Below are 14,607 nucleotides of genomic sequence, written 5' to 3' on the forward strand. Positions count from 1 at the left end.
ATGCAGCTACTCGCCCTGGCCCTCTACCACCGAGACGGCAGGCCCATTCCGAGGGTCGTGCGGTTTCGCCCCGGGGCGCTCAACATCCTCACCGGCGAGTCCGAGACCGGGAAGTCCGAGATCCTCGACATCGTCGACTACTGCCTGGGACGCACTACCCCCAACCTGCCCGACGAGCCCATCGACCAGACCGTGGGCTGGTACGCACTCCTGGTCGCTTTCCGCGACAGTCGTATGCTCCTCGCGAGGCCCCGGCCCGCGGGCTCCTCGACCATCCAGGCCATGATCCGCACCGGCGGCGACACCCTTGACCTGCCCCGCGCCGACGAGCTGGTACCGAACTCGAACGTGGCCGCGCTGCGCAGCCAGGTCAGCGCCCGCCTGGGCATCGAGGATTTCCGTTTCCAGCCCCCCACCGGTGCCGCACGCGCGGCCTTCGACGTCTCCGTCGCGCAGGCGGCCCTGCTGTGCTTCCAGAACCAGAACGAGATCGCCGACAAGAAGGCTCTCTTCCACCGCCAGACCGAGAACGGCATGGCCCAGACCCTCAAGGACACCCTGCCCTACTTCTTGGGAGCTGCCGGCCCCGAACAGGCCCTGCGCCGCTACCACCTGAGTGAAGCCCTGCGGGCCCAGCGCGCCGCTCAGCGCAAGCTCGATGACGCCCACCGCCACCGCGAGGCGGTGGACGCGAGCGGCGTCGTCCTGCTCCGCCTCGCCCAGAGCGAAGGACTCCTGGAGGAAGTCCCGGCAGCCCCCGGCCCCGAAGAGATTCGCAGGCTATTGGAGCGGGCGCTGACCATCACTGTGTCGACCGTGGGCCCGGTAGACCTGAGGGACCAGCGTCAGGGCCTGAGTGACGAACGGCGGGAACTGCGGGGCCAATTGCAGCAGCTCGATGAGGCACTGGCCCTGGTGGATCGCTGGCAAAAGCAGGGCGAGGCCTTCACCGGCGAGCTGCACCTGCAGCTCGGCCGCCTCAAATCCATCAACCTCCTGGGTCCCGAACACGACCACGACACCGCCGTCTGCCCGATGTGTACGCGCCCGCTGGAAGATCCGGACGCATCGGCTGCCGAGATCACCACACTCACCGAGCAGCTTGTGGAAGAACTCGACCAGGCCCAGACCATCCAGCCGATCCGCGACGAGCACCGCAGATCCCTGCAGACCGAGCGGGCCGCTATCGTCGAACGCCTCCATGTCAACGGGGTACAGCTGAGAGAACTCACTGCCAGCGACGAACGCATGCGCGGCCTCCAGGAGCAGCACGTACGCATCGCCCGGATCCAAGGACGGATCGACCAGGCGCTTACCGCTGGCACTGGATCACCTGCCGGTGACATCGGTGAACTGCGCAACAACCTGATCCTTGCCCAGGAGAATGTCACCACCCTCCAGGCAATGATCGACGAGGACGACGTCACCGCCGAGACGGAACGGCGCCTCGCCGACATCGCCACCAACATGACTATCTGGGCCAGGCGCCTGGACCTCGGACAGGCCGCATCGGCGGACGAGGTCGCCATCAGCCTGAGCCAGCTCAACGTCGTCGTGCGACGTCCCCAAGGACGCCTCCCGCTCAACCGCATCGGCAGCGCCAAGAACTGGATCGGCTATCACATGGTCGCCCACCTCGCCCTGCATACCTACTTCCGGCTCCACAACCGGCCCGTCCCCGGCTTCCTCATGTTCGACCAGCCGACCCAGGCCTTCTTCCCCGCGAAGGTCAAGGACGCCACCACCGTCCAGGACGCCGACTGGGCCACCGTCACGGCCTACTTTGAACTCCTCAGGGACGTGGCCGACCTCAACGAAGGCGCACTGCAGATCATCGTGTGCGACCACGCCAACCTCACGGAGGAATCCTGGTTCCAGGACGCCATCGTCGAGAACTGGCGGCCGGAGGAGGGGCATCGCAAGGCACTGATCCCGAACGGCTGGCTCGACTGACAGCTAGCGCCGGATCCATTTGGCGTTCCGCGCAGGGACGGCACGTCATGCCCGGTGTGGTTACGCGGGTTTGGGGTTGATGGCCTTCCCGACGAAGTCACGGATGATGGAGGCGACTTGCGCGGCGGGCACGGTCTGCACCCACCGGTGGTCTGCTCCGTCACTATGACGATGGCAGACGAGTTGGAACTCCACCGAGCCGTCTTCTTGCGTGCAGCCCCACGTGTTGCTGGGTGCCTGCCCGCAGGAGTCATGCGGTTCGAAGGCTGCCACCTTGCGGACGACGTCGGCGTGGTGGTGCGGCGGGAGGGTACGGTCACCGTGGCAGCCGGTGCACTGCAGGAGGTGCTCCACCGCTCTGGGCTGTTCGATGAACCGCGGGCCGCCCTCGGCGTTGTTGCACCGTACGCACAACGGGCCGCGGATAAAGCCATGCGCGTGGCAGTGATCCCAGTACAGGGCACGCCGGGGATCGGAACACATCCAGCACAAGAACGCATCCGCCGGGGAGCGCTTCGCGAAGGCCGCCGCGTATAAGCGGCCTTGCAGGTGGCCCTTGTAGGGCCTGGCGACGGTGGTGCTGCACGACGGACACAGAGTGATGAACCCCTTCGCGCTGGAGGACCGCCACTGCTTCCCTTCGTCCCTGGCACCGCAACCGCTGCAGAGCAGAGTCTGCTGCGCCACCTCGGCCGAGAGGACATCCGTGCGGTCCAACAGGACGGCGTAGCCGCGAGGGACCAGCCACTGAGTTCCGGACCAGGTGAGCAGCGGCAGGGGCCTGGTGCAGGCGATGGTGCGTCGGCTGTAGCGCTCTGAAAGCCGGTCTGCAGTGATCCCGGCGGAGGGCTCCTGCCCGCTGTTTTGCTTGTGCGCCCAGGTTGCCTGGAAGACCCAGTCGCTGACGCGTGATCGCCAGGCATGGCCTTCCCCGTCAGGCATCTGAGAGACATTGACCAGGTCCTCGGGATCGAGCTCGAGCCCAGCGAGTCGCTCGCCCGCCTTGCGGACGTCCCGGTCGTCCAGCCACCAGCGCTGCTTGTGCTTGCGTCCGGGCACAACGACATCGCCGATGAGAACGTACGGGCTGGCCGCGAAGTCGTAGCGAGAGGGCCTGCCGAGATCGCAGGGGACATCGCATCCCTCGGTGGCCTCGCTCAGGAGCCGGCAGGCTTCGCCCGGCGTGATCAGCATGGCGTGGTGGTGGTCGAGGCAGCCAGCTGGGCGGGCGCGGTGGCCTGCGGCCGATGTGTGGTGAAAGCGAGTGTCATGGTGCTTCCTTTGCCTGTTGCGGGGCGGGGCGATGGAGGGACGTGTGATCGCGGCAGGCTGCCGCGGCTACCCCTCAGGAGACGGCATGCGCGCGATACGCGGGCCGTGCGCCGGGAGGGTCACGGGCGCAGTGGCGGCTCTGGGCCGATGTGCAGCGGTATGCCGGGTTCCCATCCGCCGGCCAGAGAGGTGGCTTTGGCTTCCTCGACGGCTGTGCGGTGACCGGTGGTGAGCAGGAAACCGGTGCGGTCGCTGTACTCCAGGGGACGCGTCGCGGGGGCGGGCACCGACCACAGCGTGCTGCTGTCCGTGCTGTCCGTGTGGGTGAGGGAGTTGAGCCACTGCTGCAGGGGGTCGTTGATCGCAGGGTCCTGGCCGGGGCGTCGGCGACGGGTGCGGGTGTGAGCTGTCAGCCAGTCGGACAGCCAGGGTCTGTTGATGCGGCGGCCGAGTTCCTCCAGGAGAAGTCCCGTGGCAGCAGCAGGCCCTGCCGTGGTGGCTCTCGCGCGCAGCCGCTGTTGCCAGCGAGCGTCGCCGATCAGCCGGGCGACCGCGATTGTTTCCGGGTACGGCAGCAGTGCATGCGCCGCGACGGCAGATGCAGTACATCCGGTGAGCGAGGCCAGCCGGTGGGTGCGGTGCTGCCAGATGGCTTCGCCCGTCCACCCCTGTACCTGCCAGGACCACACCACCGCCGCGGCCAGGGCAACGATCTCCTCGGCCTGCGGGTGGGTCCGCGCCAGGGCGGTGTGCCGGCGGTGGGCGGCCAGCACTTCGGGCAGCGTCTGGAGGGGAATGAAGACCGCCTTCCTGCAGTGAGCGAGCAGCCAGCGCCGGTGGCGTAGACAGATGTGATCAGCCGCTGCGGGGTACAGCAGCACCGGTTGCCGGGGCATCCAGGCGAGGGCCGTGCAGGGCGGGCAGGCGGTGATCCACCTGAGGCGGGGCGCGTACCAGGCTGCCCGCGGGACGTCGTCGCCGAGCCGTTCCTCAGCGGGTTCCAGGCTCGGCAGCAGGCTGGTGAGTTGCGTGGGTGCTATCCCGGCGAAGCGGGCGAGAGCTGTCTGCGCGAGGGAGTTGACGAACAGCTCCAGCCCGGCCTTCGGGACCCGGAAGATGCGGACGGGGTGCGGGCCGCTGAGGGCAGCGCGCAGCAGGTCCTGGGGTGGCAGGCCGTAGCTGAGGGCGAGGCGCCGTAGCCAGGAGCTGGTCAGTTCCCGGGCGACGGGGAGCACAGGGGCATGCGTGTATGCAGAGGGGGAGGATTCCATGATCCGAGTCATCGGCGTGAGGGTGAGTAGGGAACAGGGCGTCGGGCATGTCGCGCCCTACCGGGACCCTTGGGCGGGCCTGGTGTTGTCGTTGCGGCTGGCTGGGGCAGGCCTTTCCCGATAGGGGTCAGGCGGTTTTCCGCCCGGGGGCGGCGCGTTGCGCGTTCGTGGCCTGGATGTCGAGCACCACCTGGGACAGCAGCTTCTTGGTGATGGCGTGGCTGCCGTCCTCGAGGGAGCTGATTGCGGCTTCTCGGATGAGAGCGGAGAGGCTGGCCATCACTCCCTGGGTGCGCAGGTGGATGTAGTCGGCGTGGCGCACGAGTGTCCCGGGCCGGTGTCGGCTCAGCCGCAATGCCAGCTCCATGTCGCCCAGCAGCTTGCGCCACATTGCTTTCTGTTCGGCGGTGCCGTTCATCAGCGGGGGAGTGCGCAGCATCTTGAAGCGGGCGGCCAGTTGTGCACCGCGGGGCCCGGTCAGCAGGGGAGATCTCTCCACGTCGACGCCGGCCAGTACGAACGTCGCTGGCACGCGTTCGGCGAGGGTTTTGAGCTGGTCGGAGGTATCGGCGCCAGGCTGTGTCCGGGTGTTGAGCAGGTGCACGTCGTCGATGAACACCAGCCGAGTGCGCCGTTCGTACAGGACGTGGCAAACGGCATCGGTGATGACGGTCTCCGTCATCCGGCTGTGGAGAGGAATGCCAAGAAAACGAGCGAACTGCATGACCAGGCCCTTAGGCGTGTACGAGGGCGGGATGGCTGCGAAGACCACGGGCAGATAGTTCGTGCGGCCGGGGCTGCGGCGCCGCTCGTTGCGTTCGAATTCCCGGCCCAGTTCCATCAGCGTCGTGGACTTTCCGGCCCCGGGGGGCCCAGAAATGATCAGTCCGCGCCGTGCCGTGCCCTGCTGACGGTTGTTGAGCAGGAGTAGCAGCTTCAACTGCTGCAGGGCCTGTTCCATGGAGCCGGTCTTCAGCATCACGAACTCGGAGTGGTACTCCAGTAGCGCCTTGCGGTTCCAGGAGAGGTCGTGCACCGGCGGGGCCGGCCGTCGGGCCTGGCCCGTATATGCCTGCCACAGAGTGCAGTTGGTGATTGGGCTGAGGGCGAGCAGCTCCTTGTCGGCGAAGCCGCCATCGTCCGCGAAGCCGACTACGGCAGCCATGGGTTCTCCTGCGGGTCGGTGTCGGTAAGGAGCAGGGACCCGTCGGCGACCGGGCTGCCGACGGGGGAGGGGCCTTCGTCGTCCTCGTCGGGGATGATCTCTTCGTCGATTTCCGGTGCGGCGTACACACCGGCCAACCCGAACGACAGGGTGGGGGTGCTCAGTACGTCGAGTTCGCTCGCCGGTACGGGGACCGCGCCGCAGGCGCGGGATGTGGCCATCACCCGCCGCTCCGTCCGCGACAGCCCGCCCTTTCCGGAGGCCCGCTTGAGGAAATCGTCCAGTGCCAGGGCGAGTTGCCCCTCGTGCTCCTCGCGCGAGGCGGTCCGCTGGACGGTCGCGCAGATGTGCTGCCAGATGTGATGGGTGAAGGGAAGACTCACCGAAGTGGCGTGAATCCAGGGCACTTCGCGGAACCCGTCGTCCAGCCGAACCCAGATCCGGGACGGGTCGTAGGGGTTGTGGTGCACCTCCCACAGGCCGTCTTTCTTCGACACCGTCCCGTGGCCGTCGTGCAGACACGGGGCGTCGTAGGTGCGGTAGTCGAACCGGATTCCAGCATCGGTGACCGGCTGCCAGCGCACCGGCAGCAGTTCCACGTAGTCCTCTGAGCCTAGTGGGACGGGCACATACCCGGCCACCGGCAGCAACGCCGCCCACATCTGGTTCGGAGTGAGGGGCTTCTTCGGCATCATCGGATGGCGAAGGCCCTCATGCGGACGGTGGTGCCAGTGCACGAGGAATTCGTTGAACAGGTCCTGCAACTCGTGCAGTGTCCACAGCGGTTCCTGCTCCACCGCGGTGCCCCGCTCGGACACATTCGATCCGGTGTGGCCCGGCAGCCACTGGCAGAACAGGGAGTTGATCGAGCCGAAGGTGCGTTCCTCATTGCCCTTGGCCGGCCCGTTGGCCGGCGGCACGGGTTGCACAGAGATCCCCAGACTTTCGCACGCTGCCAGCGTGGCGGGAGAGATGAACACCTTGCCCTGGTCCACCACTACCGTCTTGGGCATGATGACCGGGCGTGCAGCGGCGTCCTTGAGCCGTTCGTCCAGACTCAGCAGCCGCTCGTGGGGGATGACCGAGGAGGCCATCGACAGCGTGGCGGGCCAGCCGGGCCGCATGGTCATCGGCGTCATCATCTGCGCCAGCAAGACCGCCACATCGGTCAGTTTGGTTCCCGGCGGCCGCAGAATGCCCCACAGGCCGCGGATCGCCACGTCCAGGGCCGTGGTCAGCTCCGGCCGCGCCACCACTCCGTCGTCCAGCACACACAAGACATCCAGCGGGGTGCTGTCTGTCATCACCAGCTCACCGGGCCGCAGCGCCACCGTAGGTGTGAACGGCGGTTTCGGGCGTGCGGCCCGGGCACGCCGCTGTGCCACCGTGCCCTCCAGGCCCAGCGCCGCCTCCACGCTGTCCAGGAGCCTGTTGAACGTGGACTGGGGCGGGACTTCCACCGCGCCCGGGCCATGCTGCGCATCCAGTTGCCACTGCACCTCACGGCGCATCCGCTTCTTCCAGCCCCGAGACCGGGAGCGCAGCGCCTCCTTGCCCAGCAGCGTGCGTACCGCCTCGAGCACCTGAGCATCGGCCTGGCTGGGTGGCGCTGCGCTGCGGCGCTTGGGCACCAGGGCCCACACCCCGCCCGCACCGTAGCGGGCACGCCACCTGCGGACCGTGGCACGGCTGACGTTCTCCCAGCCCTGTGCGGTCAGTTCGTCGGCCTTGGCGTGTTCCCGTTGTTCCAGTGTCGTGGCCGCCAGGTCGTACTGAGGCTTCGCCGGGCCTTGCGGGTTCGGTGTGGGGTAACCGGTCTCCACCTCACGGACGTGCCGTTCGATGGCGTAGGCACGCTGCTGCTGGCCTTCGGGCACGGCTGCCAGCAGGCCCGTCTGGGGCACGCGAAGGCGGGGTGGACCGCCGACCACCCCGAAGGAGGGATCGCCCAGCAGCGCAGCCAGGCCGAACACCGCCAGCCCACCAGCCTCCTGGGTCTCGCTGAGCCAGACCCGCGCCTCGGGGGCCAGGCTCGCCTCGATCCCAGCAACGGTCCACTCACGGCCGTCATAGCGCACAGCAGCGCCGATGCCTGGCGCCAGCCGGTTCACCGGTGCTCCTTCGCCGAGGTAGAAGACGCCACGGCGACGACCCGCTCGTGCAGTGGCACCTCCAGCGGTGCACGCAGCAGTCCGCTCCACAGGGCATGAAACACCGCCGGCCACACCGCGATCGGATCACCCAGCGCACGTACTCCCTCGACCAGCGGTGTGGGATGTTGGAAGCGCTCGACAACATGCGCCAACAGCCCGCCCGCACACCGCGGATGCCGGTAGTCGGCGAGCCAGCGCACATTGGCCTCCACAGTCGGCGCCGGCGGCCCGACCAGCCGGTAGTGCCAGCCGACCACACCGACCGCGGTCTCCACCTGCACGGCCCGCCGGGCTAGACGCCGACCGGCCCCGGACCGGCTGGCGCAGTCCATCAGGAGCCCACTGCCATCCGCGAGGCGCGCCATCAGATGCGGGGCGTGCGACACGACCTTCCCGCCCCTGCCCCGCCACAGCAGCTCTACCGGCCGGCAGGCCAGAGCGACCACCTGAGGGTCGCGATCGAGCATCATCACCTGGGTACGCATCGCCCCGAACCCGTACTGCACCATCTGCCCGGACGTCGCCGCCCACCACCATCCCGGCGCGATCCGCCGCCCCCGCAACACCGGGAAATCCCGCACCGGGCGACACTCCTCCAGCGCCAACTCGCCGCCGGCCTGGAGCCAGGGCATCACCCGCTGGACACCGGATGCATCCACAAACCGCGCCTCCATCAGCGCGAGGTCAACCCGAGAGGGACGCAGCGAAGATGCGGCGTGCACCGCTTCCGGCTGCTGCCCGTGCTCCCCCACCAACATTCCAGACATGAAGAGACCACACCTTCTTCGGAGTGAGTGACCGGCCGGAGCTGCTGCCCCACCGCGCGTCAGACCGCTCTGCGCTGGTCAGACGGCTCGATAGCAGCGCGAAGCCTCATCTGCCGTACACCTGAGCGGACCTGAGGACGATCACTGTGGTGGACGTTGCCCCTCGCGGAAAGACTTCTGGCCTCGAACAGCTCGAACGAGCGAGCGCAATCAAGGCGGATCCTTCGCGCCACTCGCACGGGTGTTTCGGCGAAGATCCGCACACGGATATTCGTGCAGGTCAGATGGTCGTACCGGCGAAAAGAATCGTTCGCTCGCCTGTCCTGCCGCCCGATCTGATCGGGCATGCTGCGCAGCGCAGCGATGGATCCGCACCAGCGTCGCCTGCCGACCAGGGGAGAGGGCACGGCGGACGAGTTCGGGGAGGACGTCGCGCGCCACGGTGCCCCTCGCGGCATCGGCACCGGCCCTCCGTACCGCGACACCCGGAAGGGAAACTGATGGACACTTTCTCGGCGATCGATGCCCTCCTGGCCACAGCCATCCCGCTTCCCCCACCGCACAGACGTGCTCACGTCCGTTCTGACCTCCGCCTCACCCCCGGCCAGGTAGCCCGGGTACTTGAGACCGACCCAGCCACCCTGATCGCGTGGGAGAGCGGCACCACCGAACCCGAAGGGCAGGCCCGCACCACCTACGCCTACTTCCTCATCCGAGCGCAGACCGTTGCCGAACTCGTGGCGGCAACCGCTCCTACTCATCCACTCGGCGCGGCCTCACCCGTCGGGCAGAGCAAAGCGGCAGCGGGCCAGCGCATTCCAGCCCCGCGCCGCGGCGCGCTGCGCCCCTCCACAACCGTCCAGGGCCCGATCGCCGAGACTGTCAAGGCGGCGCTCGCCGCACATGGTGACGGGCCCAAAGCCACGGAAGCCCTCGTGGCCGGCGCTGCCTCTGATGCCATGCGGCTGTTCGAGACCTGCCGAGAGGGCGGCAGGTGCGACATCGTCCGAGACCCTCCCCTGCCCGACATGCTCCGTACGTCGCCCCCGGGCGCACCCGACCTGATCTGGGAGGCCCGCGTCGACTGGCAGCACCCCCACCTCACGCAGACACCCGGAACTGTCGCCACCCTCAACATCAGCGGCGCCCGCCTGTCCGCCCTCAAGACCCACCTGCCCATCGGCCAGCTCAAACCCACCGCCCCACACCATGATCCGAAACGCTCCGGCATCTACCGCATCACGCCCGCAACCTGGGAGCACGACACCTACCTGCCCAACCCCTTGGGCACCCGCCATGAACCCGGCCCCGTATGGATCACCGAACCAACCCTGCGGCTGCTGCTGCGCCTGATGCGCCTGGACTTGTGCGCCCCGCCAACCATCCATGAGGCCTATACATCCGGGTCCACCGAGAATCTGCTCGAAAGATTCCGGACCACGCTGCGGGACGCCAGAACCCAAGCCCTCGAAGAGGACGATCACGTCACATTGGCGTACGTGACGGCCATGCACACCAAGTTCGTCGCGGCCATGGGGGAGTTGGCCCACAACACGACACTGCGCCGCCCCGACTGGACGCACATCATCCACTCACAGGCATACGCCACCCTATGGATGAAGGCCTACAAGGCCTACAAGGCAGGTCTGACCTTGGCGCGGGTGCGCGACACCGGCGAACTTCACCTCCAAGGAGACTGGCGGCACGTCTTCGAGGAGGGCACAGACCTGGGCAAGGTCACGCTGAACAGCACCTACCAACCCCACGCGACCTCTGCAGCGAGCGAACAAGGAAAGCACATGTTGTGCATCGATCCGTGCGTCGAAAAGCGACGCTATGAGTATGCAGGCGGGCGGTACGTAGGCTGCCGCACCTGCGGCGGAGACTTGTGCACCGGTTGCAGGACGGTGCACCTCGCTCCATCCGATGTGCCGTACGAGCTCAACGACGACAACCTGTGTCCCGGTTGTCAGCAGGCAAAATGAGCAGCTGGCCCCGGCAGCCCCGCCGTCCTTGACGCCCTGTCACCACCTCCTGCGGCAATGCCCGATCAGATATCTGATGTGAGTCGAGGGGGGCTGACCACAGGATAGGCAGCCAAGGAATTGGGCTGTGCCAACGCCCCTGCGGCGCTTGGTTTATGTCGGACTGTTCGCCAGGCTGTCCCAGTGCGGCGTCTGTGTCGTGATCTCGCTGGCCATGGTCCGAGGCCTCGCCGCCCCCCACACCCCCCTGCGCCATTTCGGCGCAGGTGAGACCGCGGTCCTGCGCGTCGATGCCGCCCGACAGGTAGACGAGGGTGACCGCCAGTGGGCCGCCTTCTCCTCGGCCCTGGAGGATCTCCCCAGGGCGCTGCGCGACTGATGCTGACAGCACGACAAGGGGCACGACCTCGACAGCGTGGCCACTTCACGGCTCTGCCGTGTTGGAGCTCCAGCAACACGGCAGCTGGGCTTTTGACTCTCCATCAGCCTCCCGCTAATGTGCATGCCTAATCAGATATCTAATTTGGCATGCAAGGGAGGGGGGTGGGGGTGCTGTTGACCACGGGGCAGGCTGCGCAGGAACTCGGCTGTGCCGTCACGACCTTCCGCCGCCTGGTCCATGCCGGACTGCTGCTGGGTCTGTCGCGGCGTGGCGTGCGCGTGATGGTTCCGCTCGCGACTGTCCAGGCCCTTACGGCACGTCAGCTCGCCCCGCTGGAGCGGCTGAAGGCCCCCGAGGTCGCGGTACTGCGCGTCGATGCCGCCCAGCAGGTCGACGAGGACGACCGCCGGTGGATCGGCTTTTCCACGGCCCTGGGGCCGGATGATCTCCTTCGGGCGTTGCGCGGCTGGTGGCGTTGTGACGCGCCGAGTGTCGCGGCCGGGGGAGTGCTGCCGGTAACCGTGTCCGGCTACGTGGTCGCCGTACTCACCGGCCTGGAGACGTGGGAGAAGAACGAACACGGCCGCCACGCCTTCCCGAAGGCGCGGCTGGCCGGCTACGTCACCGATCTCGCCGCCCCGGCCATGGAATTGACCGGAACCACCCCGGCCGACCGGCAACTCGCGCGCCTGCTGCTGGGCACCCGCCTGCCCTCCCACGCCGGCGGTCCGATCGCCTACGTCACCACCCGCCCCACCGGCTGAAGCACCCCAAGGCTCAAGGAAGTCGTGATGGACGCACAGAGCTACACCGCCGCTCTCGCCGACCTGCGTGCGGTGCGCGACGACATCAAGAAGGCCCAGGCCGCCCTGGCCAAGCTGGAGGCTGCGCGGGACAAGCAGATCACGGCGCTGGCCGGGTATGAGAAGGCGAAGGCCGAGCGGATCGCGCCCGCCGCCGGGCTGAGTCTGGCCGAGGTCGTCGCTCTCGCTCCCGCTCTGGCCCCCGCTTCCCTCACCGCCCCCGCCGATCAGGCGCCCGCCTCGGCAACTGCCCAGTCTCCTGTGGCAGCCCCAGCCGCCTCGGGCAGCGACGGAAGCGACGCAGCGGCCGTGCCGTCTGCCTCACCGGTCGAGGACACCCCGGACGCAGTGCCCCATCAGGCGGCCAGTCCGCCGGCACCGCCCGCCGCTGCCGCGGTGCAGGACCTGGTGCCACCGGCGGCCCTCGGCGCGCCGCGGACCTTGCCGTCCATTGCCGAAGGAGCGGCGGGGGACGGCTGGTTCACGCATACCGCGAACCTCGTCTCGCAGCGCCCCAACTTCACCCAGCAGGCCCGCTCCACCGTCTTCCTGGACACCACCACCGGCGTCCTGGTCCACCGCAACCAGCGCACCCGCCTGGAGTTGAAGACCGGAGCGGTCGGCGAGATCCTCACTGCCGTCGCCCACACCGTCCCCGACGGGGTGGAGCGCATCTACATCACCGCCGGGGACCCCTGGCATCACGACGCGGAGCGCTACCCCTATCTGCGCGATGCGGTCGCCGCCTGGCTGAACGCCCCTGCCGAGGGCTGGCGTACTGACACCGGCCGCGGCAAGGACAAGATGGCCGGACACTTCGTCCACCCCCGCAACCCCGTCGGCCGCTACCAGAGCAACGACGGCCACGCGCATGTGGAGATCCGCTCGGTGGGGGAGTGGTTCGACGCCGACGGCGCCGACCCCGCCACCGTCCGCGACGCCTTCGTGCTGCTGTGGAAGGCACTGCGCCAGCACTTCGACGACGCCGTCATCATGGGCTCGCCCTCCCAGACCGGCCGCGACCTGTGGACCCGCACCATCCCCGCCCGCGGACAGCACGCCGAGGGCTACCCGGTGCTCTCCGAGGAACTGCGCGGCCTGCTGCACGCCACCGCCGGCCAGGGCCGCACCGAACTGATCACCCCGCCCCGCGTCCCGGAACAACTTCCCCAACTCGTCGAGTACGACCGCACCTTCGCCTACGCCAAGCACACCTGGAAATCCCCTGTCGGCACGCCGCGCCGCATCACCGCCGCCGCCTTCGCCGCCCTCAGCGAGAAGGAACAGACCAAGGCGCTCTTCGGCTGCGGCCACTGGCACGTACGGGTCACCGTCCCCGACACCTGGAACCACGTCGGCCTCCTGCCCGCCCCCGCCCCCGGCGAGCGCGCCTGGCACTACCCGGCGACGCCGGGCACCACCTTCACCACCTGGGCCGGCGGCCCCGAAATCCACACCGCCCTGGCCAACCCCCTCACCCCGTGGAAGGTCGACATCCTCGAGGGCATCCTGTTCGACGACGGCAAACCCCTGGACGACTGGTCCAAGAAACTCAAAGAAGCCTGGACCAACCTCACCGCCCAGTCCCGCATCCACGGCGACCCGCAGCAGGCCACTGCCGCCCACCTCGCCGCCCGCGCGGTGCGCGCCATCCTCCTGTACGGCATCGGCTCCTTCGCCCAGCGCCCCCGCATGGTCACCGGCACCACCCCCCGCCACCTCGAACGCGACGTGCCCGCAGACGCCGAAATCATCGGCTTCGACAACGAGTTGATCACCTGGCAGCGGCCCACCGGCTTCACCCGCGACCCCAACGCCCACCCCGAATGGGCCGCCGCCATCTGGTCCGCCGCCCGCGCCGCCCTGCTCACCCAGCGCCACCGCGAGGACGACACCTACGCCGGCGCCCTGCACACCCAACCCGGCAGCGTCATCGCCTTCCGCACCGACGCCCTCTACCTCACCCAGCCCCAGACCTGGCCCTGCCACCAACAGCCCGGCGACTACCTCTACAAGGGCCACCTCACCGGACCCATCCCCGCCCCCACCACCGAAGAAGACCTCCTGGCCCTGCGCGATGCCGGACGCGCCGCCCTGGCCTCCACCAGTCAGGGGACCTGATGCCCCGCCGCACCACCCCGCCCGCCCCGGGGCAGTTGAACGAGGCCGCCCAGCTCGCCGACCGACTCCAGGCCGTCGGCTACAACCGACGCGACATCGCCCGCATCATCAACCGCGACGCCTCCCTGGTCTCGCAGTTCTACACCAAGAACAAAGGCGCAGCCTTCGTCACCGCCCTGCGCGAAGTCCTTGACGCCGTCACCACCGCAGGGATCATCGAGGTGCCCGAACTCGCAGCCCTGGCTGCCCGCCACATCACCCGCCGAACCACCCGCTCCGGCACCCAGGCCCGTGTCCGCCACAAGGCCGTCCTGATCACCCCCACCGGCACCGGCACCGGTCGCGTCGGCGCTCAGGCGATCGCCTCCGGCTCCGCCCGCCTGCGCCCTCTGATCGCCGAAGCCGCCCGCCAAGGCCTGCGCTTGGCTTTCACCGTGCGCCTGGGCAAGACCGGCTACCTGCACCCCTCCGGCAGCCGCACCGACTCACCCGGCATCCGCCGCGACGTCATCCAACGCGCCGACCACACCGAGGAACGCTCCTACGGATCAGCGGCAACCGGCGGATTCGACGCCGCCGACTTCGCCCGCCGCGTTGATGCCGCAGGCGGAGACGTCACTGCCGCCGTGCACCAGTGGCTGGTTGAAACGAGCCGCATCCACCCCCACGCTCACATCACCCACCTCGAAGTCCGCACCTGGCGCCCGCGCTGAACTGGCCAAGCCGGAATGGTGA

The 14,607-nt window shown here is 68.6% G+C and carries 11 protein-coding genes; 6 read left to right on the forward strand and 5 right to left on the reverse strand.

Translation table 11 applies throughout. The annotated features are described in order from the left end of the window. Positions 1 to 1,953: a DUF3732 domain-containing protein gene (locus OG430_RS47305; protein WP_327350292.1), complete on the forward strand. Its 1,953-nt coding sequence runs from the start codon at positions 1 to 3 to the stop codon at positions 1,951 to 1,953. Between the two features lie 60 nt (positions 1,954 to 2,013). Here the strand turns inward: OG430_RS47305 and OG430_RS47310 are convergent, their stop codons facing one another. From OG430_RS47310 to OG430_RS47330, 5 genes are all read right to left on the reverse strand, one after another. Next, a complete protein-coding gene (locus tag OG430_RS47310; RefSeq protein WP_327350291.1) occupies positions 2,014 to 3,147 on the reverse strand; it encodes an endonuclease domain-containing protein in 1,134 nt (377 codons plus the stop codon). Positions 3,148 to 3,344: 197 nt separating this feature from the next. Further along, the gene (locus OG430_RS47315; protein ID WP_327350290.1) at positions 3,345 to 4,460 is read right to left on the reverse strand and encodes a TniQ family protein; all 1,116 of its coding nucleotides are present in this window, start codon (positions 4,458 to 4,460) and stop codon (positions 3,345 to 3,347) included. Between the two features lie 163 nt (positions 4,461 to 4,623). After that, complete coding sequence (locus tag OG430_RS47320) at positions 4,624 to 5,661, reverse strand: ATP-binding protein (RefSeq protein WP_327350289.1); 1,038 nt, start codon at positions 5,659 to 5,661, stop codon at positions 4,624 to 4,626. Further along, positions 5,649 to 7,772, reverse strand: a complete 2,124-nt coding sequence (locus OG430_RS47325; protein ID WP_327350288.1) for a transposase — start codon at positions 7,770 to 7,772, stop codon at positions 5,649 to 5,651. The genes OG430_RS47320 and OG430_RS47325 overlap by 13 nt, the downstream gene beginning before the upstream one ends. Then, the gene (locus OG430_RS47330) at positions 7,769 to 8,581 is read right to left on the reverse strand and encodes a TnsA-like heteromeric transposase endonuclease subunit (RefSeq protein WP_327350287.1); all 813 of its coding nucleotides are present in this window, start codon (positions 8,579 to 8,581) and stop codon (positions 7,769 to 7,771) included. Before OG430_RS47330 ends, OG430_RS47325 begins: the two co-directional genes overlap by 4 nt. A 500-nt stretch (positions 8,582 to 9,081) precedes the next feature. Here OG430_RS47330 and OG430_RS47335 point away from each other — a divergent pair, with 500 nt between their 5' ends. The 5 genes from OG430_RS47335 to OG430_RS47355 all read left to right on the forward strand — a co-directional run bounded on the left by OG430_RS47335 (position 9,082) and on the right by OG430_RS47355 (position 14,585). Next, positions 9,082 to 10,566 carry a transcriptional regulator gene (locus OG430_RS47335; RefSeq protein WP_327350286.1) on the forward strand — a complete coding sequence of 495 codons (1,485 nt, stop codon included), beginning with the start codon at positions 9,082 to 9,084 and terminating at the stop codon, positions 10,564 to 10,566. A gap of 148 nt (positions 10,567 to 10,714) precedes the next feature. Further along, on the forward strand, positions 10,715 to 10,945 hold the full coding sequence (locus OG430_RS47340; RefSeq protein ID WP_327350285.1) for a hypothetical protein: 231 nt from the start codon (positions 10,715 to 10,717) through the stop codon (positions 10,943 to 10,945). A 170-nt stretch (positions 10,946 to 11,115) separates the two neighbouring features. Further along, a complete protein-coding gene (locus OG430_RS47345; RefSeq protein WP_327350284.1) occupies positions 11,116 to 11,712 on the forward strand; it encodes a helix-turn-helix domain-containing protein in 597 nt (198 codons plus the stop codon). Between the two features lie 27 nt (positions 11,713 to 11,739). Then, positions 11,740 to 13,872 carry a coiled-coil domain-containing protein gene (locus OG430_RS47350; RefSeq protein ID WP_327350283.1) on the forward strand — a complete coding sequence of 711 codons (2,133 nt, stop codon included), beginning with the start codon at positions 11,740 to 11,742 and terminating at the stop codon, positions 13,870 to 13,872. Beyond that, positions 13,872 to 14,585, forward strand: coding sequence for a helix-turn-helix domain containing protein (locus OG430_RS47355; RefSeq protein ID WP_327350282.1), 714 nt, complete (start codon positions 13,872 to 13,874; stop codon positions 14,583 to 14,585). Before OG430_RS47350 ends, OG430_RS47355 begins: the two co-directional genes overlap by 1 nt. Positions 14,586 to 14,607 lie beyond the last annotated feature (22 nt).

The sequence above is a fragment of the Streptomyces sp. NBC_01304 genome, assembly GCF_035975855.1.
Lineage (GTDB): Bacteria > Actinomycetota > Actinomycetes > Streptomycetales > Streptomycetaceae > Streptomyces.